Origin of the sequence: Geobacter hydrogenophilus (assembly GCF_018501225.1) — a bacterium.
Lineage (GTDB): Bacteria > Desulfobacterota > Desulfuromonadia > Geobacterales > Geobacteraceae > Geobacter > Geobacter hydrogenophilus.
Genome location: NZ_JAHCZI010000005.1, coordinates 153,436 through 179,166, shown reverse-complemented (window position 1 = coordinate 179,166; position 25,731 = coordinate 153,436). Strand labels below are relative to the sequence as shown.

General features: G+C 60.7%; 22 protein-coding genes. 21 read left to right on the top strand and 1 reads right to left on the bottom strand.

Translation table 11 applies throughout. The features are described 5' to 3' along the window. Positions 1 to 52: 52 nt before the first annotated feature. The 21 genes from flhA to KI811_RS10445 all read left to right on the top strand — a co-directional run bounded on the left by flhA (position 53) and on the right by KI811_RS10445 (position 18,544). On the top strand, positions 53 to 2,140 hold the full coding sequence (gene flhA, locus KI811_RS10545; protein WP_214186437.1) for a flagellar biosynthesis protein FlhA: 2,088 nt from the start codon (positions 53 to 55) through the stop codon (positions 2,138 to 2,140). Then, positions 2,130 to 3,482 (top strand): flagellar biosynthesis GTPase FlhF, encoded by a 1,353-nt coding sequence (gene flhF, locus KI811_RS10540; RefSeq protein ID WP_214186436.1) that lies wholly within the window; start codon positions 2,130 to 2,132, stop codon positions 3,480 to 3,482. The genes flhA and flhF overlap by 11 nt, the downstream gene beginning before the upstream one ends. Beyond that, positions 3,479 to 4,414, top strand: a complete 936-nt coding sequence (locus KI811_RS10535; RefSeq protein ID WP_214186435.1) for a MinD/ParA family protein — start codon at positions 3,479 to 3,481, stop codon at positions 4,412 to 4,414. Before flhF ends, KI811_RS10535 begins: the two co-directional genes overlap by 4 nt. Continuing rightward, positions 4,411 to 5,163, top strand: coding sequence for a FliA/WhiG family RNA polymerase sigma factor (locus KI811_RS10530; protein WP_214186434.1), 753 nt, complete (start codon positions 4,411 to 4,413; stop codon positions 5,161 to 5,163). Before KI811_RS10535 ends, KI811_RS10530 begins: the two co-directional genes overlap by 4 nt. A 4-nt stretch (positions 5,164 to 5,167) precedes the next feature. Continuing rightward, complete coding sequence (gene flgF, locus KI811_RS10525) at positions 5,168 to 5,896, top strand: flagellar basal-body rod protein FlgF (protein ID WP_214186433.1); 729 nt, start codon at positions 5,168 to 5,170, stop codon at positions 5,894 to 5,896. A gap of 106 nt (positions 5,897 to 6,002) precedes the next feature. Beyond that, entirely contained in the window at positions 6,003 to 6,791 is a 789-nt protein-coding gene (gene flgG / locus KI811_RS10520) for a flagellar basal-body rod protein FlgG (protein WP_214186432.1), read from the top strand. An 85-nt stretch (positions 6,792 to 6,876) separates the two neighbouring features. Continuing rightward, the gene (flgA, locus tag KI811_RS10515) at positions 6,877 to 7,587 is read left to right on the top strand and encodes a flagellar basal body P-ring formation chaperone FlgA (RefSeq protein WP_214186431.1); all 711 of its coding nucleotides are present in this window, start codon (positions 6,877 to 6,879) and stop codon (positions 7,585 to 7,587) included. A gap of 10 nt (positions 7,588 to 7,597) precedes the next feature. Next, positions 7,598 to 8,278 (top strand): flagellar basal body L-ring protein FlgH, encoded by a 681-nt coding sequence (locus KI811_RS10510; protein ID WP_214186430.1) that lies wholly within the window; start codon positions 7,598 to 7,600, stop codon positions 8,276 to 8,278. A 160-nt stretch (positions 8,279 to 8,438) separates the two neighbouring features. Continuing rightward, positions 8,439 to 9,533 carry a flagellar basal body P-ring protein FlgI gene (locus KI811_RS10505; RefSeq protein ID WP_214186429.1) on the top strand — a complete coding sequence of 365 codons (1,095 nt, stop codon included), beginning with the start codon at positions 8,439 to 8,441 and terminating at the stop codon, positions 9,531 to 9,533. A 106-nt stretch (positions 9,534 to 9,639) separates the two neighbouring features. After that, complete coding sequence (locus KI811_RS10500; protein ID WP_214186428.1) at positions 9,640 to 10,005, top strand: rod-binding protein; 366 nt, start codon at positions 9,640 to 9,642, stop codon at positions 10,003 to 10,005. Continuing rightward, on the top strand, positions 10,002 to 10,295 hold the full coding sequence (flgM, locus tag KI811_RS10495) for a flagellar biosynthesis anti-sigma factor FlgM (protein WP_214186427.1): 294 nt from the start codon (positions 10,002 to 10,004) through the stop codon (positions 10,293 to 10,295). The genes KI811_RS10500 and flgM overlap by 4 nt, the downstream gene beginning before the upstream one ends. A gap of 17 nt (positions 10,296 to 10,312) precedes the next feature. Next, positions 10,313 to 10,810 carry a flagellar protein FlgN gene (locus KI811_RS10490; RefSeq protein ID WP_214186426.1) on the top strand — a complete coding sequence of 166 codons (498 nt, stop codon included), beginning with the start codon at positions 10,313 to 10,315 and terminating at the stop codon, positions 10,808 to 10,810. Between the two features lie 3 nt (positions 10,811 to 10,813). Further along, positions 10,814 to 12,247: a flagellar hook-associated protein FlgK gene (gene flgK, locus KI811_RS10485; RefSeq protein WP_214186425.1), complete on the top strand. Its 1,434-nt coding sequence runs from the start codon at positions 10,814 to 10,816 to the stop codon at positions 12,245 to 12,247. Positions 12,248 to 12,283: 36 nt separating this feature from the next. Continuing rightward, the gene (gene flgL, locus KI811_RS10480; RefSeq protein WP_214186424.1) at positions 12,284 to 13,180 is read left to right on the top strand and encodes a flagellar hook-associated protein FlgL; all 897 of its coding nucleotides are present in this window, start codon (positions 12,284 to 12,286) and stop codon (positions 13,178 to 13,180) included. Between the two features lie 23 nt (positions 13,181 to 13,203). Beyond that, a complete protein-coding gene (csrA, locus tag KI811_RS10475; RefSeq protein ID WP_214186423.1) occupies positions 13,204 to 13,440 on the top strand; it encodes a carbon storage regulator CsrA in 237 nt (78 codons plus the stop codon). 5 nt (positions 13,441 to 13,445) lie between these two features. Next, entirely contained in the window at positions 13,446 to 13,907 is a 462-nt protein-coding gene (locus KI811_RS10470) for a flagellar assembly protein FliW (RefSeq protein ID WP_214186422.1), read from the top strand. Positions 13,908 to 14,162: 255 nt separating this feature from the next. Continuing rightward, a complete protein-coding gene (locus KI811_RS10465; RefSeq protein ID WP_214186421.1) occupies positions 14,163 to 14,984 on the top strand; it encodes a flagellin N-terminal helical domain-containing protein in 822 nt (273 codons plus the stop codon). A gap of 196 nt (positions 14,985 to 15,180) precedes the next feature. Then, positions 15,181 to 16,002, top strand: a complete 822-nt coding sequence (locus KI811_RS10460) for a flagellin N-terminal helical domain-containing protein (protein WP_214186420.1) — start codon at positions 15,181 to 15,183, stop codon at positions 16,000 to 16,002. Between the two features lie 221 nt (positions 16,003 to 16,223). Next, on the top strand, positions 16,224 to 17,648 hold the full coding sequence (fliD, locus tag KI811_RS10455) for a flagellar filament capping protein FliD (RefSeq protein WP_214186419.1): 1,425 nt from the start codon (positions 16,224 to 16,226) through the stop codon (positions 17,646 to 17,648). 44 nt (positions 17,649 to 17,692) lie between these two features. After that, positions 17,693 to 18,121, top strand: a complete 429-nt coding sequence (gene fliS, locus KI811_RS10450) for a flagellar export chaperone FliS (protein ID WP_214186418.1) — start codon at positions 17,693 to 17,695, stop codon at positions 18,119 to 18,121. 51 nt (positions 18,122 to 18,172) lie between these two features. After that, the gene (locus tag KI811_RS10445) at positions 18,173 to 18,544 is read left to right on the top strand and encodes a hypothetical protein (protein ID WP_214186417.1); all 372 of its coding nucleotides are present in this window, start codon (positions 18,173 to 18,175) and stop codon (positions 18,542 to 18,544) included. Between the two features lie 296 nt (positions 18,545 to 18,840). On the opposite strand, the gene KI811_RS10440 is transcribed toward KI811_RS10445, so the two are convergent. Continuing rightward, entirely contained in the window at positions 18,841 to 25,704 is a 6,864-nt protein-coding gene (locus KI811_RS10440; RefSeq protein WP_214186416.1) for a carboxypeptidase regulatory-like domain-containing protein, read from the bottom strand. Positions 25,705 to 25,731: the final 27 nt, after the last annotated feature.

The window sequence follows — 25,731 nt, the reverse complement described above, 5'->3', positions numbered from 1 at the left end:
CATTTACGGGTGCGCCCAAAAAGGGCTTGAATTTTCAAGGAGATTTTACCCTATGGCACACCCGGCGGCCGGAGCTGTGGATCTTCAGCCAGCAAAAAGCAACTCGGACATCTACATGGCCGTGGCGCTCATCGGCGTCTTGGCCCTGATGATCGTGCCGCTGCCGGCGATCCTGCTCGATATCTTCCTCGCCGCAAACATCACCATCGCCCTGGCGATCCTCCTGGTGGCCCTCTATACCCAGCAACCCCTGGATTTCTCCGTCTTCCCGTCGGTACTCCTCGTCACGACCCTCTACCGCCTCGCCCTGAATGTTGCCAGCACGCGGCTCATCCTCCTCCACGGCAACGAGGGGACCGAGGCCGCGGGGCACGTGATCAAGGCCTTCGGCCAATTCGTGGTCGGCGGAAACTTCGTGGTGGGGGCGGTCATCTTCCTAATCCTCGTCATCATCAACTTTACGGTCATCACCAAGGGCGCCGGCCGGGTGGCAGAGGTGGCGGCCCGCTTTACCCTGGACGCCATGCCCGGCAAGCAGATGGCCATCGACGCCGACCTCTCCTCGGGGCTCATCAACGAGAAGGAGGCCCGCCGCCGCCGCTCACGGGTGTCGCGGGAGGCCGACTTCTACGGCTCCATGGACGGTGCCAGCAAGTTCGTGCGGGGGGACGCCATTGCCGGCATCCTCATCATGCTGGTTAACATCATCGGCGGGTTCATCATCGGCGTCTGGCAGAACGGGATGTCCCTCGAAGCGGCCCTGTCAAATTATACGCTCCTGACCATCGGCGAGGGGCTCGTGGCCCAGATTCCGGCCCTTGTCATCTCCACTGCAGCCGGCATCATCGTGACCCGTTCCGCCGACGAGAAGAACTTCGGCCACGAGATCACGGGGCAGTTCCTCAACTATCCCAAGGCCTTCTACGTCTCCTCCGGGGTTCTCTTCGCCTTCGGCCTCATCCCGGGGCTTCCCCACTTCGCCTTCTTCCTCCTCTCGGGGCTGGCTTACATGGGTGGGCGCATGGCCAAGGAAGCTCCCCAGGTGATGGAAGAGGAACTGGCGGCTCTTCCTGCCGCAGCCGAGGCGGGGGAAGCGGGAGAGCAGGCGGCGATCCGTCCCCTGGACATGCTGGAGCTTGAGGTGGGATACGGGCTGGTCCCCATGGTGGATGCGGCCCAGGAGGGTGAACTCCTGGAGCGGATCCGCTCCATCCGCCGCCAGTACGCCCAGAAAATGGGATTCGTGGTGCCACCGATCCACATCCACGACAACCTGCAGCTGAAGCCCCACGAGTACAACGTCCTCATCAAGGGGGCCAAGGTGGGGGGAGGCGAGTTGGCCGGCCAGTACCTGGCCATGGATTCCGGCGCCGTTGCCGCCCAGGTGGAAGGGGTGCGGACCACGGAGCCGGTCTTCGGCCTGCCGGCCATCTGGATCAGGCCCGAGGTGAAGGAGCAGGCCCAGCTCTACGGCTACACCGTGGTGGACAGCACCACGATCATCGCCACCCACATCAGTGAGATCATCAAGAAGCACGCCCACGAGATGGTGGGGCGCCAGGAGCTCCAGCAGCTTCTGGACAACCTGTCGTCCAGCTTCCCCAAGGTGGTGGACGAACTGGTTCCGAACCTCCTCAACCTGGGGACAGTGCTCCGAGTCATCAAGAACCTCCTGCGCGAGGGAGTCTCGATCCGGGACCTCCGGACGATCCTGGAGACCCTGGCCGACTACGGTGGGCTCACCAAGGACCCGGAGATGCTCACCGAGTTCACCCGCCAGGCCCTGGGGCGCTACATCGTCGACCAGTACAAGCGGGACGACGAGACCCTCTGCATCATCAGCCTCGACCGCCGGGTGGAAGAGATCGTGGCCGAGGGGATCCAGCCGTCGGAGCAGGGGAGCTATCTGGCCATTGAGCCGAACACTGCCCAGGTGATTCTCTCCGGCATCAGGCAGGAGATCGAGAAGTTCAACCAGGCGGGGACCAACCCGACGCTTCTGGCGTCGCCGTCCATCCGGCGGCACGTGAAGAAGCTCACCGAGCGGTTCGTCCCGAACCTGGCGGTGCTGTCGCACAACGAGATTCCGTCAAACGTCAAAATCCAATCGTTAGGGGTGGTGACGCTCAATGCTGGTTAAAACATTCGAAGCAGTGGATATGTCGGAAGCCCTCCGCAAAGTCAAGGCAGAGCTTGGCCCGGATGCCATGATCATCTCCTCGAAGAAGGAGAAGCGGGGGGGGATCCTCGGGTTTTTCTCCAAAGAGGTGGTGCAGGTGACCGCCGGCATCGAGATGAAGCCTCGGCAGCCGGCGCCCAATCCGTACCGGGAGGCCCAGGAAGAGAACGTCTCTGCCAAGGAGATGATGGAAAGCTCCATGCTGGCTCCCCTGGCCCGGGAGCTGAAGGACCTGCGGGAGCGGGTCGAGGTGCTCACCCGCAGGGAGGCGGCCGCCAAGGCCCAGGCAGCGTCCCAGGCTGTGCCTGCCGCTCCCGTGGTGGAGACGGTCGTCCCGTCGGCCCCCGCCGACTCCGTGCCGAAGACGATCCAGAAGCAGGATCTGGAGGAGATGAAGAAGCTCCTCTTCAAGACCCTGGCTGCAAAAGAGGCCGGCGAAGGGGTAACCCCCGCCGAGAAGGCTGAAGTTCTCGCGAAGCCCGCGGCGGCTCCGGCCGACGGCGGCAAGGGGGGCTTCAGGGGGACGCTTCGCGTCATCATGAGCGAGCTGCACCGCAAAGGGCTGGAGCGTGGCGCGGTGCGGGCGGTCATGGAGCAGGTGGAGCCCGAGGCCAAGAAGGGGGGGACCGTGGAGGCGCTCCGCTCATTCCTTCCCAATGCCTTCACCTCCGTCATCAAATGTGCCGGACCCGTGGCCTTCAAGAAGAACAGCCCGCGGATCGTCGCCCTGGTGGGGCCCACCGGGGTCGGCAAGACCACCACCATCGCCAAGCTGGCAGCCCACTACGCCCTGCGGGAGAATCACCGGGCCGCCCTCATCACCATCGACAATTTCCGGGTCGGCGCCGTGGAACAGCTTAAGACCTACTCCCGCATCATGGGGGTTCCGGTGGAGGTGGCATCGACGCCGGCGGAACTGGAGGCGGCCATCGAGCTCCACTCCGACAAGGAGCTGATCCTCATCGACACGGCAGGTCGAAGCCACAAGGATAACGAGAAGATCGAAGAACTGAAGGGTTTCCTGGAGTCGCGGTTCGCCATCGAGATTCACCTCTGTCTCGCGGCCACCACCCGTGACCGGGAGATCCTGGAGGTGGTGGAGCGGTTCGGCATCCTTCCCATCTCCCGCGTCATTTTCACCAAACTAGACGAGAGCGAGAGCTACGGCACCATCGTCAACGCCCACCTGCGGACCAAGTTCCCGCTCTCGTACTTCACCACCGGGCAACGGGTGCCCGAGGATCTGGAAATAGCAACGCCCGGCAGGGTCGCCGGGCTTGTCCTGGGGGAGATCAAGGAATGAACCTGACAGCGACCACGGGAGACCAGGCCGACAGCCTGCGGCAACTGGCCACCTCCGTAAGCAAGAAGCGCAAGGCCACGGCGACTCGTGCCCACGACGGCCAGAACCAGAAGGGAATCAGGGTCATCTCCGTGACCAGCGGCAAGGGGGGGGTCGGCAAGAGCAATGTCGTCGTCAACCTGGCCCTGGCCCTGGCCAGTCGAGGGAAAAAGGTCCTGGTCATCGACGCGGACCTGGGGCTTGGCAACATCGACGTTCTCCTTGGACTGACTCCTGACTGGACCCTGAACGACGTGTTCTCCGGGAAGAAACGGCTGGAGGAGATCATTGTGGAAGGCCCTGGCGGCATTCGGATCATCCCGGCCGGGTCGGGGCTCCCCGATTTCACCTCTCTGGGGCTCCAGGAACGGGTCAAAATCATGGAAGAACTCGATGCCCTGGAGGAGGATTTCGACATCCTCATCGTCGATACCGAGGCGGGAATCTCCGACAACGTGGCCTACTTCAACACCGCCTCCCAGGAGATCGTGGTGGTGGTCACGCCGGAGCCCACTTCCATCACCGATGTCTACGCCCTCATCAAGCTTCTGGCCACGCGGCATTCCGAGCGCTACTTCAAGGTGCTCGTCAACATGGCCCGGGATACCGACGACGCCCTCCAGGTCTTCGCCAAGCTCTCCAACGTGACAAGCCGGTTTCTTGACATCTCCCTGGACTATCTGGGGTGCGTCCTGCGGGACGACGCCATCCTTGAGGCGGTCAAGAGCCAGAAGCCGGTCATCGAGCTCTCGCCCGACTCCCCCGCCGCCGGCTGTTTCACCACCCTGGCCCGGCGGATTTTGGAAAACGGCGGCGAGCGGCGGCTCAAGGGAAACGTGCAGTTCTTTTTCAGGAGATTCCTCGGCGCCGAGGCCGAAATGGAGAATCTATGAACTGTCTGGTAAAGGCATACGAGCAGGAGGCTCAGCGTTCGTCGGCCCAGTCCCGCGACGAGCTGATTGTCACCCATCTCCCCCTGGTGAAATTCCTGGTGGGACGGATCGCAACCCAATTACCTCCACATCTGGACCAGGACGATCTCATGAGCGCCGCCGTTATCGGTCTCATTACCGCCGCCGAGCGGTTCGACCCATCCCGGGGGGTCCAGTTCAAGACCTTTGCCGAGCAGCGGATCAGGGGGACCATCATCGACGAGCTCCGTTCCCAGGACTGGCTCACCCGGTCCCTGCGGGACAAGTTCAAGAAGCTGGAGCGGGAGTTCGTGATGCTGGAGCACCGGCTCGGCCGCAACCCCACGAGTGAAGAGGTGGCCAAGTCCCTAGAAATCAGCGTGGACGACTACCACCAGATGCTGGAGGAGATTCACCTCCTCTCCTTCGTGAGTCTCGACGAATCGTGGGAGGACGAGGACGGCAGCCCCTTCGGGCTTCTGGATATCCTGGAGGACAAGGGGGTCGAGAATCCCCAGAGCCAGCTCATGGCCCGGCAGATGCTCGATACGCTCACCGAGGCCATTGAGGGGCTCCCCGAGAAAGAGCGGCTCGTGATCACGTTTTACTACTACGAGGAACTGAACCTGAAGGAGATCGGCGCGGTACTGGATCTGTCCGAATCGCGCATCTCCCAGCTCCACAGCCAGGCCATCGTCCGTCTGCGGGCGAAGATGAAGAACATGAGGTGAAACCATGAACAGCGGCATCTATTCGGCACTCACGGGGAACGTCGCGGCCATGAAACGGCTCGATGTGCTGTCCAACAACCTGGCCAACGTCAACACCCCCGGCTTCAAGAAAGACCGGATGACCTTCGAGAGCATGCTCCAGACAGTGGGTGCCCAGCCCCGTCCCGGCGGCGGCACCGATGCGCCGGTCTTCGCGGAGACCACTTTCTTCACCGACTACTCTCCCGGTTCCGTGAGGCAGACCGGCAACACCTTCGATCTCGCCATCGATGGCGACGGATTCTTCGCCGTCACCACGGCCGACGGCCAACGGGCCTACACCCGCCAGGGGAATTTCCGCCTCGATTCGACCGGCCGCCTCGTGACCGCCGACGGCGCCCAGGTGGCCGGCGGCATCGTTATTGCTGGAGGAAAGGTGGACATCAACGGACGGGGCGAGATCTTCGTGGACGGAAGCCAGGTGGGACGGCTGGAGGTGGTCGATTTCCCCAAGCCCTATGCCCTCCAGAAGCTCGGCGGCGGGCTCTTTGTGCCGGCCGACCCCCAGGCAACGCCCAATCCGGTGACCGGTGAGAAGGTCAAGCAGGGGGCCATTGAGGAGTCCAACGTGAACACCGTCCAGGAGATGGTGCAGCTCATCGAGACGAACCGCTACTTCGAGATGTGTTCCAAGGTGGTCAAGGCCTACGACGACTTGACCGGCAAGGCAGCCAATGAAATCGGCAAAATCTAGGGACCCGGGACCGGGGATCGGTAATTCGTAGGGGCGGGCTGCGTCCGCTCAGGGCGCATGCAATGCGCCCCTACAGGGTACACGGAAACAATACAAGGAGAAAAACATGATCAGAGCACTGTGGACGGCGGCCTCAGGGATGCAGGCCCAGCAGACGAACATCGATGTCGTCGCTAACAACCTGGCCAACGTCAACACCGCGGGGTTCAAGAAGAGTCGGGCCGACTTCCAGGATCTCATGTACCAGAACATGAAGACCACCGGGTCCCCCTCCACCAACACCACGCAGGTGCCGTCCGGTATCCAGATCGGCCTCGGCGCCAAGCTGGCGGCGGTCACCAAGATCTTCACCATCGGCAACATCAACCAGACCGGCAACGAGCTGGACATGGCCATCGAGGGGGACGGCTTCTTCCAGATCCAGATGCCCGACGGCACCACCACCTACAGCCGCTCCGGCGCCTTCAAGCGCGACAGCCAGGGACGGGTGGTCAATTCTGACGGCTATCCCCTGATCCCCGAAATCGTCATTCCCAACAACGCCACGGCCATCAATGTCGGCAATGACGGGACCGTCTCCGTGTCCCAAGCGGGCCAGAAGAGCCCCACCAACGTGGGAAATATCCAGCTGGCCATGTTCTCCAACCCGTCGGGGCTCCTGGCCATTGGCAAGAACCTCTTCCAGGAGTCCGACTCCTCGGGCAATGCCACCACCGGCACGCCGGGCCAGAACGGCCTTGGCACCACCGCTCAGGGCTTTCTGGAGATGAGCAACGTGAGCGTCATGGAAGAGATGGTAAATATGATCACGGGGCAGCGGGCCTACGAGGTGAACTCCAAGGCGGTCCAGACCGCCGACGAGATGCTCCAGACGGCCAACAGCCTCAAGCGGTAAGAAGCGTCGCTGACGCGATACCCCTCACCCCCAGCCCCTCTCCCCATGGGAGAGGGGCTGGGGGTGAGGGGACACAGGATGTGAGATGAAACAGGTAATAGCGGTACTCATTCTCGCAGTGGTTCTGGTTTCGACCGCCATGGCCTCCCCGGCTACCCAGACAATCCCCAATGCCCGGGTGAAAGAGGCCGTCGCCGAATTCGTTCGGCAGAAGACCGAAGGCCTCGGCATGGAAACAACCCTGAAGCGGATCGGCTTTCAGGGGGACCTGAAGGTCCCCGCCGGCGAGGTCAGTTTCGAAGTGGCTGCCCCGAACCGGTGGGAAGGGTGGGGGAAGGCGAACCTGGCCGTCATCGTCCGGGTGAACGACCGGGTGGAGCGGAACATCTCCGTTCCCGTGGAGGTGGAGGCCCTTGGCGACACGGTGGTCGTGCTGCGGGCACTGGAGCGGGGCGATGTGATCGGCCCGAACGATGTGACGGTGCAGCGGCGCGACATCTCGACCCTCACGGGGCGGGTCTACCGGAGCGCGGACGAGGTGATCGGCAAGCGAGCCCGGATGCCGGTGCGCGCCAATATGCCGCTGCGGGGAGACCAGCTCGAAAAGGTTCCCTTGGTCAAGAGCGGCCAACTCGTCACCATCCTCGTCGAGAACCAGGCCATGCGTCTCACCGCCACCGGCAAGGCCAGGAGTAACGGGGCCGAGGGGGATATCGTCATGGTCCAGAACCTCGGTTCCCTCAAGGAAGTGCCGGCGCGGGTGATAGACGCGGGAACTGTTCAGGTAGACTTTTAGGAGTACGTCAGTGAACCGATTGGCAGTGTCAATACTTTGTCTCACCCTGGCAGGCTGCGCCATCGAGAAGGCGGAAGTGAGAACCCCTTCCTTCGATGAGCAGCTCCCCGCACCCCAGCCCACCTATGCCAACGGCTCCATCTGGCAGGCGGCGTCGGCGGGGCTTGCCGAGGACCACAAGGCCCGCAGGAAGGGTGACATCATCACCGTGGTGATCGTAGAGAACGCCAGCGCCAGCAAGCAGGCCACCACGGACACGAACCGCGACGCAAGCATTTCGGCAAGCATTCCCTACATGATGGGGCTTGAGAAGCAGAAGCTGATCCTGGGCAAGCTGACGGGCGCCGATCTCGGCAATCTCCTGGGGGCCAGCACCAGTTCAACCTTCGGGGGAAGCGGCGCCACCACCCGGAAGGAAAACCTTGTGGCCACCATGAGCGCCAAGATTATCGACGTCCTCCCCAACGGCAACTTCCTCATCGAGGGGAGGCGCAACGTGAAGGTGAACAACGAGGACCAGATCATCATCCTCCAGGGGACCGTGCGCCCCCGGGACGTTTCCCCGGACAACACGGTCAACTCCAGCCTCATCGCCGATGCCCGCATAACCTACACCGGCGAGGGGGTCATCAGTGACCGGCAGCGGCCTGGGTGGTTGATGAACATTTTGGATTATATCTGGCCCTTCTAGTGGAAGGAAGTGCGCCTTTTCCGCAATCTCTGCGTTGGCCTGCGGAATTTCCTTGTGCGGCGTACCGACGGGTACGCCTCCGCGGAATTCCTTGGCCGCCTTGACCTTGCGAAAAAATCACACTTCCGGAACCGGCATTTTTGGGAGCGGAAGAAAAACCATGCTTAAACGAATCATCTGCATAGCAGCTCTTTTGCTGGCCCTCCCCCAGATGGCCCTGGCGGTCCGGATCAAGGATATTGCCAGCTTCGACGGGGTGCGGGAGAACCAGCTCATCGGCTATGGCCTCGTGGTGGGGCTCAACGGCACCGGCGACAGCGATCAGACCAACTTCCCGGTCCAGACCTTGGCGAACGTGCTGGAGCGGATGGGGGTCACGGTGAACCGCAACGACATCACCGTGAAGAACGTGGCCGCCGTCATGGTGACCGCCAACCTCCCCCCGTTCTCCAAGCAGGGAACCCGGATCGACACCCTCGTGTCGTCCATGGGCGACGCCAAGAGCATCGCTGGCGGCACCCTCCTCATGACTCCCCTCAAGGGGGCCGACGGCCGCGTCTATGCCGTGGCCCAGGGGGCTGTCCTGACCAACTCGTTCTCCTACGGAGGGCAGGCGGCATCGGCCCAGAAAAACCACCCAACCGCCGGGCGCGTCACCAACGGCGCCCTGGTCGAGTTGGAACTCCCCAACGTGCTGGCCGACCGGGGACAGCTCCGCCTCAATCTCCACCAGCCCGATTTCACCACAGCCACCCGCATCGCCCAGGCGGTGAACGGGCGTTTCAAGGGTGCGGCCGCGGCCACCGACCCCGGCGCGGTCATGATGACCCTCCCTGAGGCCTACCAGGGACGGGTCGTGGAGTTTGTGGCCGAGATGGAACGGCTTGAAGTGCGCCCCGATGCCTTGGCCAAGGTGGTTCTCAACGAGCGAACCGGAACCATCGTTATTGGCGATAATGTCAGAATATCGACAGTGGCGGTTTCCCACGGGAACCTCACCCTCTACATCAAGGAGAGCCCCAAAGTCTCTCAGCCTGCATCCTTCAGCAGGACCGGCGAAACGGTCGTGGTCCCCCGCACGGAGATCAAGGTGAACGAGGGGGGCGGCGGGCTCGCCGTGATGAAGGAGGGAGCCAGTATTGGCGAGGTGGTCCGGGCGTTGAACGCTCTCGGTGTGACTCCCCGGGACCTGATCGGCATCCTTCAGGCAATCAGGGCCGCCGGCGCCATGCAGGCCGAGGTGGAAGTCATATAGAATCAGTCGCAGGTTCTTTGGCATGCAACATGCTGTGAAGAATGCGAGGACCCGTGCCTCGCATTTTTTCGCTCAAGTTTCCGCGGATTTCGCCGAAAGGAAGAGTATGCAGACCTCCATGCCTCCCGATACCCTCGCCCAGGAAACCGACGCCTCCCGTGCCCGGCAACTGGCAGCCCGGGGGAACAGCGCCAAGGCCGCCCGCAAGGTGGCCCAGGAGTTCGAGGCCATGTTCGTCGGCATGATGCTCAAGTCGATGCGCGACACCGTGGGGAAGGACAAACTCACCGGCGGCGGCAAGGGGGAGGAGATGTTCCAGTCGATGCTCGATCAGGAATATGCCACTGCCATCGCCACGAGCCAGGGGGGGATCGGGCTTGCCGCCATGATCGAGAAGCAGCTTGTGCGGGAGCCGGCGCCCCGCAGCGAAAAAGCGCCGATTACGGTTCTGAAAGGTAAAGAGAATAAATGACAGCAATCAACGATGTCGTATCCTTTTCCAGCACGGCTGCCGCGCGTGCTGCGGCCGTGGAGAAGCAGCCCGCGCCGACGCAGGCTCCTGCCGCCGGAGCGGTTCAATCATCCGACCGGGTTGAACTCTCCCTCGGCAAGGTGCAGGTGGAGCGGTTGAAGCAGATCGCCCCGGCGGAGGAAACTGTTCGCGCCGACCGGGTGGCTGCCCTGAGGCAGCAGGTGGCCGGCGGAACCTACGGGGTCGACAGCCGGCTTGTCGCCAGCAAGATGCTGGCCCTGTTCCGCTAGGACGACGGAGGAGACAAATGTCGCAAGGCATGACGAATCTGGTGGATGTGCTCCACGCCCGCAGGGCGAGCATGGAGGAGATGGTCCAGCTTTTGGCCCGGGAACGGGAGGCGATCATCGGCTGCGATACCGAGCGGCTCCACGAGGCGACATCGCGCAAGCTTGAGGTGGCTGCCGCCATGGAAGTACTCGACAGTAACTGCCGACAGTTGATGACCGGGGAAGCGGAGCGGCTCGGGCTGCCGGCCAATGCCACCCTTACCCCCATCATCGGCCGGTGCACCCCAGACGAACAGGCTGAACTCACCGCTCTGCAGAAGACCATTGCGACCCTTGCCGCTGAGATCCGGCAACTGGTGGACGAGAACCGGCGCTTCCTGGGGAGTTCCCTTACCACCATCAACCGGTCCCTCGCCTTTTTCCAGAGCCGTTTCACCGTTTCCGAGACCTATGGCGGCTCCGGGCAGATGGTGGAGCGGGGCACCAACTCAAGTTTACTCCGCAGGGAGATCTGACCCATGGCCATACAGAGCCTCCTCGACATCGGCAAGAGCGGTATCCTCGCCCAGCGGCTCGCACTCGAAGTGACGAGCGAGAATATCACCAACGTCAATACCCCCGGCTACTCGCGTCAGACCACTGTCTTCCAGACCGGCATCGTGACCGAGGAGCGCGAATTTCCCCTCGGGACCGGGGTGAAGGTGGCGGAGATCCAGCGGGCCTACGATGATTTCCTCCAGACACAACTCAAGACCGAAGGCTCTACCAGCGGCTGGAGCTCCACGGTCCTCAACGCCATGAAGCGGGCCGAGCAGCTCTTCAACGAGTTCACCGCCGATGGTCTCGGCAAGTCGATGCAGGAGTTCTTCAGCTCATGGCAGGACCTGACCGCTAACCCCCAGGGGCAGCCCGAGCGGCAAGCGGTTCTGGCCCGGGCCCAGCAGCTTGTGGATCAGTTCCACCGGATCAATAGCTACCTTACCGACATCAAGCGCGAATCGAACCAGTCTCTTGAGGGGATCACCTCTGATATCAACAATGACCTGACCCGGATTGCCTCCCTCAACGATCAGATCAAGATGATCGAGATCCGCGGCGCCCGGGCCAACGAGCTGCGCGACCAGCGGGACCTGCTGGTGCGGCAACTCTCCGAAAAAGTGGGGATCACCTACCTGGAGGACACCGACGGCTCCATCAACGTCAGCCTCACCCTTGGCCAACCGCTGGTGCTCGGCAATAAGGCCGCCACGCTCTCCCTTGAGCCCGATGCCGCCAATAACGGCTTCTACAAGATCATGGCCGCTTCCCCCGGGGGGAACACCTCTGTCGATATCAGCACCATCGCCGGCGGCCCCGGCAACACCCAGGGGACCTTGGGAGGTACCCTCCAGGTGCGCGATTCCCTGGTCAACGGTTTCCTGTCCGATCTGGACGAACTGGCATCTACACTGGCGACGGAAGTCAACAGCCTCCATTCTGCAGGCTTCGGTCTCAATAGTTCCACGGGGCTTGATTTCTTCACCGCTCCGGCAGCCACGGCCGGCTACAGCGGCCTCGGGGGGATTGACCTCGCCATCACGAAAACCGCCGATATCGCTGCGGCCAATACCGATCCCGCTACGGGGGGGACCGGCAACAACCTGAACGCCAGGGCCATCGCCGGCATCTACGACAAGGTGCTTGCCACCTCCGGCGGCACCATGACGATGGAAGGCTTCTACAACTCCCTGGTGGGCAAGGTTGGCGTCGCCGTGCAGGATTCCGAACGGAAATCAACCCTGAGCGAAGGGATCATGAAGCAGCTTGAAAACCTGCGGGAATCCCAGTCGGGGGTATCCCTGGACGAGGAACTGGCCAACCTCATCAAGTACCAGAAGGCCTACGAAGGCGCCGCAAAGCTGATCAACGTCGGCACCGAGATGCTGGATACGGTCCTCGGCCTCATCCGCTAGCGGGAACGTCCGAGTGCGGGAACGGAGAAACAACCCATGCGCGTAACCCAGAACACCACGGCAAACCTTGTGACGAACAACCTGCAGGTGATCCGCAGAAGGACGGAGGATCTCCAGCAGCAGGCCTCCACGGGGATCAAGGTGAGCCAGCCGAGCGACGACCCGGTGACGGCCCAGCAGCTACTCAACCTCAAGGCACGGGTGGCCGCCGGAGACCAGTACGGCAGGAACATCTCCAACGGCATCGCGTGGCTCACCATGGGAGAGTCGGCCATGTCCGAGATGGGGAACGTCATTACCCGGACCAAGGAGCTTGCCCTCCAAATGGTTACCGGCACCAATAACCCTGATGCTGTCACCGCCGGCATCAACGAGCTGAACCAGCTGAAGCAGCAGTTCATATTGCTGGGCAACACCCAGATCAACGGCAAGTACATCTTCGGCGGATTCAAGAACGACACGGTGGCATTCGATACCTCCGGCAACTTTCTCGGCACCGACGATGCCATCATGGTAGAGGTGGATCGGGGCGCCCCGGTCCAGATCAACTACTCGGGCGCTGATCTCCTCCGGGGAGGGAACCCGCCGGGGAGCACCGGTACCGATATCGTCGCCATGTTTGATAATCTTGCCACCGCCTTGAGCACCAACGACATGACGACCGCACGGGCGCAGTTGGATGAGCTCGATAACGGACTGTCCCAGGTTCTTTCCTTCCGCACCGATATCGGCGCCAGGAGAAACCGCCTTGATGCGGCCAATGGCGTCATCGAAGAAATGAAGTTCAGCATCACCAAGATCATGTCTGATAAACAAGACGTGGACCTCATGCAGGTCATCAGCGATCTGTCCAAGCAGCAGACGGCTTTCGACGCGGCCATGGCGGCTTCGGCGAAGATTTCTCAGGTTTCGCTTCTCGACTACCTCAGGTAAGAGAGGGAGCGCCAGGAGGGCATATGTTGGTTCTAACGAGAAAAATGGGCGAGACGATCACCATCGGCGACCAGATCAGGATCAAGGTGGTGGAGATGAAGGGAAACCAGGTGCGGCTCGGCATCGAAGCGCCGGGCGACATGCGCATCTACCGGGAGGAGATATACCTCAAGGTTCAGAAGGAAAACCAGATTGCCGCCACCTGGAACCTTGACGATCTTGAGCAGGCTGTCAATTTCGCCGCAGGCCAGAAGGAGTGACCGACGTGAACATAGCAACTTCCCGATTTGGACAGATAGAAGTCAACGACGACAAGATAATTACCCTCCCCGATGGGATGCCGGGCTTTGCCGAGACCCGCTTCACGCTCATCAATCCCGAGCGGCACGCGCCGTTCTGCTGGCTCCAGTCCCTCGACAACCCCGATCTTGCCTTCGTCGTGGTGGATGCCCGAGAGACCTTTCCCGACTACGCTGTTTCCCTCACCTCTGATGAATATGAGCGGCTGGCCCTCGACAATAAAACGGAGGTTATCGTCCTTCTCGTGGTGACGCTCGCCTCCGATCCCGCCGCCATCACGGTCAACCTCCAGGGGCCGATTGTGCTCAATCCCGCGCGGATGCTCGCGAAACAGATTGTCCTCGAAGGGAGCAGGTTTCCGACCAGGCATCCCCTCTTCGGAGCGGCTGAAGCCGATAAAAATGCAGGCGCCTGTTGTGCCCCCTAAGTTTTTTTGCCGGCTAACGTGCTGTAATGAGAGCCTTCCGTCACAATCGGAAGGCTTTGTTTCGCAAAAATAAGGTGTTACGAAATTTTTTTCTAAAGTTTTTTCCGCACCCGCCGATACCTTAACTAAAGGCAGCAAGCGCAAGGAATCCCGCCGGCCATCGCCGGGGCCCAGGCGGAACATGACGGGATTGACCGAGCGCACACATTAAAGGGGTACGGAAACCCCAAAACAAACTCACGGAGGATTCAAAAAATGGGACTCACAGTCAACACTAACGTAGCCGCCCTGAACGCCCAACGTAACCTCAACCTGACCCAGGTTGGCCTCAACAAGTCACTCCAGCGCCTCTCTTCCGGTCTCCGGATCAACAGCGCCGCCGATGACGCCGCCGGTCTCGCCATCTCCGAGGGGATGCGGGCAGACATCCGTTCCATGAACCAGGCCGTCCGCAACGCCAACGACGGTGTCTCCATGGTGCAGGTAGCTGAAGGCGCCCTGAACGAGGTGAGCAACATCCTGGGCCGTATGCGCGAACTGTCAACCCAGGGCGCGAGCGGCACCCTTTCCTCTGCTCAGCGTTCGTACATCAACAGTGAATTCGGCCGCCTCGCTTCTGAAATCACCCGTATCGCCAATGCGACCCAGTTCAACGGCATCAGCCTCCTTGCTGCCGCAAAAACCATTGACATTCAGGTTGGTGTCAAAAACGTCGCTGCCAACGACCGGATCGCCGTCTCCCTCCAGGCGATGGATGCCGCTACCCTGACCGTCAACACCGCCGTCAACACCTCTACTCTGGCTCAGGCGATGCTCGACACCCTCGATACCGCCATCCAGACGGTCTCCCAGCAGCGCGCAAGCCTCGGTGCCGCCCAGAACCGGTTCCAGTCGGTCATCGCCAACCTCCAGGTTTCGGTGGAGAACACCTCGGCCGCCGAGTCCCGGATCCGCGACGTAGACGTGGCCGCCGAGTCCGCAACGCTTACCCGCGGCAACATCCTGACCCAGGCCGGCACCGCCATCCTGGCCCAGGCAAACCAGCTGCCGCAAAACGCCCTGCAGCTCCTGCGGTAACAAAAGACAGTACAATGATGGTAATGGGGGAGGCTTCGGCCTCCCCTCTTTTTTTGTATTCTGGCCGCAAGATTCGATGGGTAAGATGACACGTAATTATTTTCTAAAATTTTTTCTAAAGTTTTCTTTTCCCCCGTCGATACCATAACTAAAGGGGTACGGAAACCCCAAAACAAACTCACGGAGGATTCAAAAAATGGGACTCACAGTCAACACTAACGTAGCCGCCCTGAACGCCCAACGTAACCTCAACCTGACCCAGGTTGGCCTCAACAAGTCACTCCAGCGCCTCTCTTCCGGTCTCCGGATCAACAGCGCCGCCGATGACGCCGCCGGTCTCGCCATCTCCGAGGGGATGCGGGCAGACATCCGCTCCATGAACCAGGCCGTCCGCAACGCCAACGACGGTGTCTCCATGGTGCAGGTAGCTGAAGGCGCCCTGAACGAGGTGAGCAACATCCTGGGCCGTATGCGCGAACTGTCAACCCAGGGCGCGAGCGGCACCCTTTCCTCTGCTCAGCGTTCGTACATCAACAGCGAATTCGGCCGCCTCGCTTCCGAGATCACCCGTATCGCCAACGCGACCCAGTTCAACGGCATCAGCCTTCTTGCTGCCGCAAAAACCGTTGACATTCAGGTTGGTGTCAAAAACGTCGCTGCCAACGACCGGATCGCCGTCTCCCTCCAGGCGATGGATGCCGCTACCCTGACCGTCAACACCGCCGTCAACACCTCTACTCTGGCTCAGGCGATGCTCGACACCCTCGATACCGCCATCCAGACGGTCTCCCAGCAGCGCGCAAGCCTCGGTGCCGCCCAGAACCGGTTCCAGTCGGTCATCGCCAACCTCCAGGTTTCGGTGGAGAACACCTCGGCCGCCGAGTCCCGGATCCGCGACGTAGACGTGGCCTCCGAGTCCGCAACGCTTACCCGCGGCAACATCCTGACCCAGGCCGGCACCGCCATCCTGGCCCAGGCAAACCAGCTGCCGCAAAACGCCCTGCAGCTCCTGCGGTAACAACGGGCAGTATAATTGATGATAATGGGGGGGAGGCTTCGGCCTCCCCCCCTTTTTTGACATTCTGGCCGCAAGATTTAATTCAAGTTTTTGACGTTCATGCCGATATTCTTAGTAGAAGAGATGTGATTCCCGATGGCATTCCAGGGATGGAGCCTTGAGACTCTGCATGCCGGTGAATGGTACCGTAATTGCAGAGCCACACAGAGGAGGAACTGGTCATGGCAGACATTAATTTCAGCGGATTGGCAAGCGGCATCGATACCCAGTCGATGATCACGCAGCTTATGTACCTGGAGCGCGCGCCCGAACGACTCCTCCAGACAAAACAGAAAAAGCTCCAGAGCCAGATCGACCTGTACAAGCAGATCAAGGACTCCTTGTCCGAGCTCCAGAAGTCGGCTCAGAGCATCAAGACCAGCTCCACCTTCAAGGGGCTCAAGACGGATGTAGGCGACAGTTCCGTCCTGACGGCATCGGCGTCGAGCACCGCCATGGAGGGGGTCCACACGGTCGAGGTGACCGCCCTTGCCCGCTCCCAGCGCCAGGTTTCCATCGGCTATGCCAGCAATTCATCACTTACCTTCAATACCGGTTCATTCACTATTGATGACGGAACAGGGACTGTCAAAACGGTGAATATCGCCGAGGGGCAGAACTCCCTCAACGGGATTGTGACGGCCATCAACGAGTCGGGGGCCAATGTCACTGCCTCCATCATCAACGATGGGTCCGGCACGCCGTACCGTCTGGTCGTTACCGGCAAGGATACCAAGAATTACACCGTTGACTTCAGCGGCCTCGCAGTACCGCCGGCCGGCGGTACCGGCGCCCTGGCGCCGACGCTTCTCGGCGTCGGTGATCCGACCTACCAGGCCGGAACCCCGGCCAGCTTCAAGGTCGACGGCGTGACCATCACGCGCACGTCCAACACCGTCACCGATGTTCTGCCGGGTGTCACGTTTAGCCTCCTCAAGGAAGGGGCAACCACCTCGGTTACCGTCTCCAATGACACGGATGACGTAACCAAAAAAATCAATGACTTCGTCAAGGAATTCAACGATGCCGTGACGCTCATCAACAAACAGTCGGTCTATGATTCCACCGGCAAGACAACCGGCGCCCTCTCGGGAGACGCTACCCTGCGCACCGTCCAGAGCCAGTTGCAGCGGTTGGTCACCACCTCCGTTTCCGGAGCGAGCGGTGCGTTCAAGACTCTTGCGTCGATCGGCATTACCACCGACTCGAAAACAGGTAACCTGTCCGTGGATTCATCCAAACTTGCGGATGCCCTGAAGAGCAATTTTGACGGAGTCGTCGATCTCTTTACCCACAACGGCGACAAGACGGGCCTGGCGGACAATCAGTACGGACTTGCCCAGCAGTTTAACCTGGTTCTTGACCGGGTTACCCACAGCTACGCCGAGGGGTCAACGAACAACGGCCTCATCGAGAGCAGGATTTACGGGCTCAACAAATCCATCACGGATATCGACAAGCAGATTGACTCCATGGAAGACCGCATGGTGCAGCGTGAAGCGGTTCTCAAGCAAAAATTCTCTGCCATGGAGAGCATGATCAGCAGGCTGAGCAGTCAGGGGAACAGTCTCCTCAGTGCCATCAGCGGCTCCATTATGGGCAGCTAGCAGCATTCGAAGAAGTTCGGCTCCAGCCAGGAGGTTTACAACAAATGGTAACAGCGTTCAATCAATACCAGGACACCCAGATAACCACGGCAACACCGGAGAAGATTCTCCTGATGCTCTACGATGGGGCCATTAACTTCACGCGCATTGCCCGGGAGAGGATGGAGCAGGGGGACGTGGCCGGGAAGGCGAAATTCATAGGCAAAGGGCTGGCGATCGTCACCGAGCTGATGAATACCCTGAACCATGACGTGGGGGGCGAAATATCGCAGCGGTTGGAGCAGCTCTATATCTACATCATTGATGAGTATACAGCTGCCAATGTCAATAACTCCGTGAAGTCCCTGGACAATGCGCTCAGAATTCTCACGATTCTGCGGGATACGTGGGCCGAGGCAGTCGACATCTGGCGCAAGGAGCGTGTGGCGGGCGGCGCACCTGAACTGCGGATGCCGGCGCAGGCAGCGGTTTAACTCATGGATTTTTCAGAACAGTCAAAGCTTGCTTCCGAAGCTGAGGCTCTATTGAGACAATTACTCGAGGAGGCGTTAAGCCTCCTCAAAAATTTCGACACCTCCACCAACGATGAATTCGAGGAAACGCTCCGGAGGCGCGAGGTCATCTTGGAGCGTTTTCATGCCCTTGACAGGCTGATGAAGTGCCAGCAGGGGGATATGAGCGCAAAGGAGTGGGCTCTGCTAGAGGACTTCAGGCGTTCGCGGGAGGATCTCATCAAAAAGATCCTGGAAACCGATTCGCTGGTCGTTGCCCTGGCACGGGATCAACTTTCCGTCATCAAGGGAGACCTGGCCACGCTGGTCAAAGGGAAAAACGCTCTTCATGCCTACGAAGGCGCTTCTCTGGTACGGTCCCGTACCTTGAGTGATTCCGCTTAGCGCCGGTGTCAGTTTCTCGTTGTTAATCCCTCAATTATCCCTTCTCCCTTTCAACTCACGATCGATCATCATCATCAAACCATCCTGTATCGGTTTCCTGCATCACCAGAACCCGTTGGCTCCATCGGCAGCATGATTCAACTCATATTCTAAAGTCTTGCTCGGCTCGAAGGGCTCTTTCCGCGCCCTTAATGCCTGCTCGCTTCAACCGACCATTTCACGGCCCTCGAAACGGCGAAGTCCCGCGGCATTCACCGCGGGACTTCGCCTTACAAATACTGCGTCATATCCGCCGCTCAGGGGGACAGGGTAAAGAGCTTCGACGCGCTTCCCTCCAGTGTGGCGGCTGAGCCTGCGTTACGTATAACGGCCCTGATGGAGTAAGTGTTTGGTGCCAGCCCTGCCGTGTCCCACGTCCAGGCGTTGTTGGCGCTGAAATCCTGCTTTCTTGTCCAGACGCCGGCCTCCATCATCTCGAAAGCATATTCGTAGCTGCCGGTTCCGCCGCTTCCTGTGGCGGTAAAGGTAATCTGCGTCCCTACACGTTGCGGGCTTGTCGGGGCGACGGCCAACGTTACCGTCGGCTTGGGCGGAGAGGTGAGCACATAGCTCATTTGCGCGGAGGACTGCGACGCTGCCGTTGAACCCACGTTGCGTATCAGAACCTTGACGGTATAGCCCATGTACTTTTTGCCCGTGGTGTCCCAGGTCCAGGTGTTGGCGCCGCTGTAGGGCTGAACGGTAGTCCAGACCCCGTCGTATACCTGGAACGAGTACTCGTAGTTGCCGGTTCCGCCGCTGCCGGTGGCAGTGAACGTGATCTGGGTTCCGACGAGTTGTGGGCTAGGCACGCTTGCCGCGAGCGTTACCTTTGGGGTAGGTGGCGTGGTCAGGGCGTAGTTGAGCGTTACGCTCCCTTCCGATGCCGCGGTCGAACCGGCGTTGCGAATGAGCACGCCGACCTGGTACGTTGTGGCGATCTTCCCGGTTGTGTCCCATGTCCACGTATTGGCGCCGGAGTATGTTTGCATGGTCTTCCATGCGCCGCCCTCATATATCCTGAACTCGTATTCGTAGCTGCCTGATCCGCCGCTGCCGGTGGCGGTGAAGGTGATCTGGGTACCTGCAATCTGCGGACTTGCCGGAACTGCCGCCAGCTGCACGGTCGGCTTTGGCGGTGCGGTAAGGACATAGTTAAGCAGCGCCGTACCTTCCGACGCGGCGGAGGAACCGGCATTGCGGATCAGTACCTTGACGGAATACGTGGTAGCCACTTTGCCCGTGGTGTCCCAGGTCCAGGTATTGGTGCCGCTGTAAGCCTGCATGGTCTTCCAGACGCCCCCTTCCAGGACCTGGAATGAATACTCGTAGCTTCCGCTACCGCCGTTGCCGGTGGCGGTGAAGGTGACCGGGGTCCCTGCCACCTGCGGGCTTGCAGGAGTCGGGTCAAGCTGCACGGTCGGTTTCGGTGGTGCCGTGATCACGTAGGAAAGCGCGGCAGATGCTTCCAGATCGGCCGTCGAGCCGGCGTTGCGTATCAGTACCCTGATCGTATAGGTCGTGAGGGTGATCCCGGTGGTGTCCCATGTCCAGGTTGCGGTGCTGCTGTAAGGCTGCTTGGTATTCCAGGCACCCCCCTCCATGATCTGGAATGCATACTCATAACTCCCGGTGCCGGCGCTACCGACTGCGGTGAAGGTGATCTGGCTCCCGACCACCTGCGGGCTGGCCTTGTCACCCGAGAGCTTGACGGTCGGCTTGGGGAGAGCCGCGAGCGTGTAGCTGATGAGAGCGGAATCCTCGTCTACCGTTGAGCCGGGGGTGCGGATCAGGGCCTTGACGCTGTACGTTGCGGCTGCTTTACCCGTCGTGTCCCACGCCCAGGTGTTGGCGGTTCCGTAGGCTTGAACCGTCTCCCAAACGCCGTTGTTGAGCATCTGGAATGCATATTCGTAACTACCTGTCCCGCTGCTGCCGGTGGCGGTGAAGGTAATCGACGTTCCTGTCGGTTGCGGGCCGGCAGGATTCGCTGTGACGCTCACGGTCGGTTTCGGCGGGAGCGTTATGGAGTAGTCCAGATAACTGGAGCCTTCCACATCCGCCGTCGAGTTTGCGTTGCGGATCTGTACTTCCACCCGATACGTCCCTACGTTTTTGCCAGTTGTGTCCAGGACGAAGGTGCTGGGGGTTCCGTAGGTCTGGGCGATGCTCCAGACGCCACCATCCAGGATGCGGAACTGATACTCGTAGCCGCCGGTGCCGCCGCTCCCCGTGGCGGTGAAGGTCACCTGAGCCCCGACCACCTGCGGGCTGGCAGGATTTGCGGTCAGCTGCACGGTCGGTTTCGGCGGAGCGGAAAGTATGTAGCCTAAGGACGCGCTCCCCTCGGAGTCAGCCGTCGAACCGGAGTTGCGGATCAATACCTTGAGGGAATAGGTCGTTATGGGGCTCCCCGTGGTGTCCCAAGTCCAGGTTGCGGTGTTGCTGTACGCCTGTTTGGTCTTCCAGACGCCCCCTTCGATGAGTTGGAACGCATACTCATAGCTGCCAGTGCCACCGCTGCCGGCGGCAGTGAAGGTGACCTGGGTCCCCACCACTTGGGGGCTGGCTAGAGAGGCCGACAGGGTAACGGTTGGCTTTGGTAGGGCTGAGAGGCTGTACACCAATGAAGCAAAACCTTCAGAGGCCGCTGTCGAGCCGGCGTTCCGGATCAGCACCTTGAGGTTGTATGCTGCGGCCGCCTTGCCCGTGGTGTCCCATACCCAGGTGTTGAGGCTGCTGTAGTCCTGAGCGGTTTTCCACACCCCTCCCTCCATGACCTGGAAGGCGTACTCGTAACTCCCCCTTCCGCCGCTGCCGGTTGCCGTGAAGGTGACGGAGCTGCCTACCTGTTGCGGGCTCGGCAGGCTGGCTGCCAACGTGACAGCCGGCTTGTCGCTGACGAACAGAGCCGTTACGGTGCAGTCGGCTGTCACCGGCCCGGTGGTGAAGGTGTCACCCGAGAGGGTGCCGCCACAGCCGCTGGCGGATGCGATCATGTAACCGGTTGAAGGGGTGAGGGTGAAGGATGTGGTTGTCCCTTCAAGGACGGTCTGGACGCTGCTGGGGGAGATGGTTCCGTAGGCCGGGGCCGCAGGGGTCACCTTCCAGTAGCGCGGGGCTGCCATCGTGGTGAACGAGACCACGGTGCTTTCGGACTGGTTGCCGGTGGTGTCGGCCGAGATGGCCTTGACATAGTATGTGGTCTCAGCTGCCAGGTTTGTGAGCGTAATGTCATGGGTTTCCCTGAGCCCCGGCGTTGCCGACTGGCTGTTGAGCAGGTCGGCGGCCAGGCCGAAGGCTACCTGGGTGGTGGCCGGTTCGCCGGTGGTCCAGCTGATGACCGCCTGGGATTCGGTGATGCCGGAAACCGTCGGCGTGGTCATGGTCGGGCCGGTCGTGTCAGCGGTTCCCTTGGTGGTGAAGGTCCAGACCGAGCTTGTGGCCGGGCCGTTACCCTTCGGATCGTACGATACTACGTAATAGGCATAGGTGGTGGCGGGCTGGAGGTTGGTCAGGACCACCACATGCTCCTTGAGGAACTTGGTTTCCCCCTCGAAGTTGTCCATGGGCTGACCCTGGATGCCGAAGTAGACGCGGGAGTCGGCGGCCCGGTCGGTGCGCCACTTGATGCTTGCCTTGCTGTCGGTGATCCCGATGGCGGTGGGGCCGTCGATGATCTGCGGCGCGTCCGTATCCGGCGGATTGAGGGTGGAGAAGCTGACCGGAGCCTTGGCGGTGGCGCCGTCAACGCTGGAGGAGATGACCGTCGCGGTATAGGGAGAGTTCTGCGCGAGATTGGTGACAGTCAGCTGGTGCAGCTTTTCCCGCTTGGCGTCGGAAACGCGCATCGTGCCCGGAACGCCTGCCGTGGAATAGTCGATTGCCGAGTCGGCCGGGATATCGGTTTCCCAGGAGATGGTGGCCTGATTGTAGGAAAGGTCAACCACATCCGGCCCTTTGGTGATGACGAGGGACTTGGCCTTGGGAAGCGTGTCGGTGGTGAAGGTGAGGATCGTGCTCACCGTTGGGCCGTTGCCGGCGGCATCCTTGGAGCTGACGCGGAAGTAGTAGAGGGTGCCCTGCTCAAGGCCGGTGAGGGTAATGGTGTGATGGGTGACCAGGGCAGCTTTCCCTTCGCTGCTGCCGAGCGTATCGGCTTTGCCGAATTCCACGAGACTGTCGGCGGGCTCGTCGGTGCGCCAGAAGATGACCGCCGACTGGTGGGTCGTGTAGACCACCACCGACCGCTCAATAATGACAGGGGGCGTGGTGTCAGGTGTCGCCAGGGTCTTGAACGTGGCCGGCTGGCTCAGTACCGGGCCGTTGCCGAGGGCGTCCTTGGAGGAAACGGTATAGGTGTGCAGGGCGGAGGGTTTGAGGCCGGTCAGGCGTACCGAGTGCTCGGTGACCAGACCCGCATCCGCGGTGACGCCGTAGGCGACGCCGTCATTGTAGGAAACGCCGCTGGTGGCCGGTTCGTCGGTTTTCCAGAGGATGGTGGCTTCCGTGTCGGAGATGTTGATCGCCATGGGGCCTTCGACGATCAGCGGCGCCGTGGTGTCGGCTGCGGCCAGGGTTTTGAAGGATACGACGGCGCTGGTGGTCGGGCCGTTCCCCTTCAGGTCCTTTGCCGCCACTTTGACATAGTAAAGGGTGTCAGCGGCAAGGCCGGTGAGAGAGAGCCGGTGGCCAGTCGCCTGCGTCGCATCGCTCTTGGTAGTGCCGGGGTTGCTGGTCAGGCCGTAGTAGAGGGTTCCCGTTGATGGTTCGTCGGTAAGCCACCCCACGACAGCGCTGCCCTGGGTTATGGACGTGACGATCGGCCCTTCGAGGATGGTCGGTGGCGTGGTGTCGGCAAGCTGCTTGGTGCGGAACGAAGCCACGGGGCTCGCGACAGGGCCGTTACCGCTGACGTCGGTGGCCGCCACGCTGACATAGTAGGTGGTATCGGCACTGAGTCCGCTCAGGGTCTGGGAGTGGTTCGCTCGTGCCGTTGCGATTGCAACCCCTGTTGCCGGCGGGTTAGCAATGCCGTATTTGAGGGCTGCCGTGGTCGGTTCGCTGGTCTGCCACTCGACCACCGCCGAGGTGTTGGTGATCGCTGAGACGGCGGGGCCGGAGACGATCACCGGCGGCTTCGTGTCGGGAAGGTCAAGGATGATGTTCTGGAGCAGATCCGTCGAGTAGTTCAGGCTCCTGAGCATCTGCGACGAGAATCCGCTGCCGGTCGGAGGCGTGATGTTGATGGAGTAGCCGTTGTAGGGCGGCAGGTAGAGGATGTATGTGCCACTGGCATCGGAGGTGGCCGATTCGTAGTTCAGGTAAAACCCCGAACCGCTGATGTATTCCGCCCTTACGGAAACTCCGGCAATGGGGACGCCGTTACTATCGGTTGTCTTTCCTGTTATCTTGACTGTCGAGAGGTTCAGGTCCTTGGTTGTGTTGGCTGAGAACGACTGGTTGTATAGGTAGTAGCTTACGCTTGAAGCAACATGGTTGACACTACCCTTGGATGCGCTGACCTGGATGTCGTAGGCGCCCGGAGCAACAAGTGCCGTGTACAGACCGTCCGTTCCCGAGGAAACTGACTTCGCTGTTGTGGATGTGCCGGCATACCTGAAGTATATGGTTGCATTTTGAACGGCCGTCCCGTCGGAACTGGTCACCGTTCCGGAAACGGTTACCGCCGAACTCAGGGCGAAATCCTTTACGGTGTCCGATGTAAAATTCTGCCCGGTGAAATTGGTCGGTGCGAGGACCGTATTGCCGGTCGGCGGGGTAGCGGTGATGAGGTAATTGCTGTATGGCGGCAGATAGAGGGTATATGAGCCATTTGCGTCAGAGGTGGCGGTTTCGTAGTTCAGGTAGAAGTCCGCGCTGCTGGTGTATTCCGCTCTGAGGGTAACACCGGCGACGGCTACTCCGTTGCTGTCGGTGGTTTTCCCTGTCACCTTGACTGTCGAGAGGAGAAAATCCTTGGTGGTGGTGGCTGAAAATGACTGGCTATAGAGGTAGTAGCTTACGTTTGAAGCAATATGGTTGACACTCCCCTTGGATGCACTGATCTGGATGTCGTAGGAGCCGGGGGAGAGAAGTACGGTGTACGTGCCCGTCGTTCCCGAGGAAACTGACTTCGCTACTGTGGATGTCCCGGCGTATCGGAAGTATATGGTTGCATTTTGAACGGTTGTCCCGTCGGAGCTGGTGACCGTCCCGGAGACGGTTATTGCCGACCTCAGGGCGAAATCCTTTACGGTATCCGAAGAAAAATTCTGCCCGGTGAAGTTGGTCGGTGCGAGGACCGTATTGCCGGTCGGCGGGGTAGAGGTTATGAGGTAATTGTTGTATGGCGGCAGATAGAGGGTATATGAGCCATTTGCGTCAGAGGTTGCGGTTTCGTAGTTCAGGTAGAAGCCCGAGCCACTGGTGTATTCCGCCCTGAGGGTAACACCGGCGACGGCGATTCCGTTGCTGTCGGTGGTTTTCCCCGTTACCTTGACTGTCGGGAGGAGCAGGTCTTTGGTGGTGGTGGCCGAAAATGACTGGTTATAGAAGTAGTAGCTTACGCTTGAAGCGACATGGTTGACACTCCCCCTGGATGCACTGACCTGAATGTCGTAGGAGCCGGGGGAAAGGGAGGATGAGTAGGCACCTGAGGCATCGGTGACGATCTGTTTTGCGACGGTGGAGGTTCCTGCGTACCTGAAGTACACGGTAGCTCCCTGCACCACGGTTCCATCCGAGCTCTTGACCGTTCCTGAAACGGTGATGGCCTGCTGCATCAGCACCACGTTCTGGGTGACGTCTGCGCCGCTGACCGCGATCCCGTTTACGATCGACTGGCTGAAACCGCTTGCCGAGGGGGGGCTGACGTTCAGATTGTAGGTGCCGTTGCCGGTCGAAAAGCCGTAGCCGCCGCTACTGTTCGACGTGGTACTCGACAGGTTGGCGAAGGTCGCCGCGTTGATCAGGTCGACTTTCGCGTTGGGGAGCGGGTTGCTTCCCCCATAGATAGTTCCCTTCAACTGGTAGGCGAAGGCATCCGAGCCGAGGGCAAGGATCACGAGAGCGATCACCGCCATAAGGCCTGTCGCAGCGTTGTACAATCCGCGTTTCATACCATCCTCCTCGAAAAAAACGGGTAC

Coding starts and splice junctions, on each gene's coding strand:
- flgF (WP_214186433.1), top strand. CDS start 5,168: ATGAACAGCGGCATCTATTCGGCACTCACGGGGAACGTCGCGGCCATG.
- flgA (WP_214186431.1), top strand. CDS start 6,877: ATGAAACAGGTAATAGCGGTACTCATTCTCGCAGTGGTTCTGGTTTCG.
- KI811_RS10465 (WP_214186421.1), top strand. CDS start 14,163: ATGGGACTCACAGTCAACACTAACGTAGCCGCCCTGAACGCCCAACGT.
- flgM (WP_214186427.1), top strand. CDS start 10,002: ATGACAGCAATCAACGATGTCGTATCCTTTTCCAGCACGGCTGCCGCG.
- csrA (WP_214186423.1), top strand. CDS start 13,204: ATGTTGGTTCTAACGAGAAAAATGGGCGAGACGATCACCATCGGCGAC.
- flhA (WP_214186437.1), top strand. CDS start 53: ATGGCACACCCGGCGGCCGGAGCTGTGGATCTTCAGCCAGCAAAAAGC.
- KI811_RS10490 (WP_214186426.1), top strand. CDS start 10,313: ATGTCGCAAGGCATGACGAATCTGGTGGATGTGCTCCACGCCCGCAGG.
- fliD (WP_214186419.1), top strand. CDS start 16,224: ATGGCAGACATTAATTTCAGCGGATTGGCAAGCGGCATCGATACCCAG.
- flgL (WP_214186424.1), top strand. CDS start 12,284: ATGCGCGTAACCCAGAACACCACGGCAAACCTTGTGACGAACAACCTG.
- flhF (WP_214186436.1), top strand. CDS start 2,130: ATGCTGGTTAAAACATTCGAAGCAGTGGATATGTCGGAAGCCCTCCGC.
- fliS (WP_214186418.1), top strand. CDS start 17,693: ATGGTAACAGCGTTCAATCAATACCAGGACACCCAGATAACCACGGCA.
- flgK (WP_214186425.1), top strand. CDS start 10,814: ATGGCCATACAGAGCCTCCTCGACATCGGCAAGAGCGGTATCCTCGCC.
- KI811_RS10500 (WP_214186428.1), top strand. CDS start 9,640: ATGCAGACCTCCATGCCTCCCGATACCCTCGCCCAGGAAACCGACGCC.
- flgG (WP_214186432.1), top strand. CDS start 6,003: ATGATCAGAGCACTGTGGACGGCGGCCTCAGGGATGCAGGCCCAGCAG.
- KI811_RS10440 (WP_214186416.1), bottom strand. CDS start 25,704: ATGAAACGCGGATTGTACAACGCTGCGACAGGCCTTATGGCGGTGATC.
- KI811_RS10535 (WP_214186435.1), top strand. CDS start 3,479: ATGAACCTGACAGCGACCACGGGAGACCAGGCCGACAGCCTGCGGCAA.
- KI811_RS10505 (WP_214186429.1), top strand. CDS start 8,439: ATGCTTAAACGAATCATCTGCATAGCAGCTCTTTTGCTGGCCCTCCCC.
- KI811_RS10460 (WP_214186420.1), top strand. CDS start 15,181: ATGGGACTCACAGTCAACACTAACGTAGCCGCCCTGAACGCCCAACGT.
- KI811_RS10530 (WP_214186434.1), top strand. CDS start 4,411: ATGAACTGTCTGGTAAAGGCATACGAGCAGGAGGCTCAGCGTTCGTCG.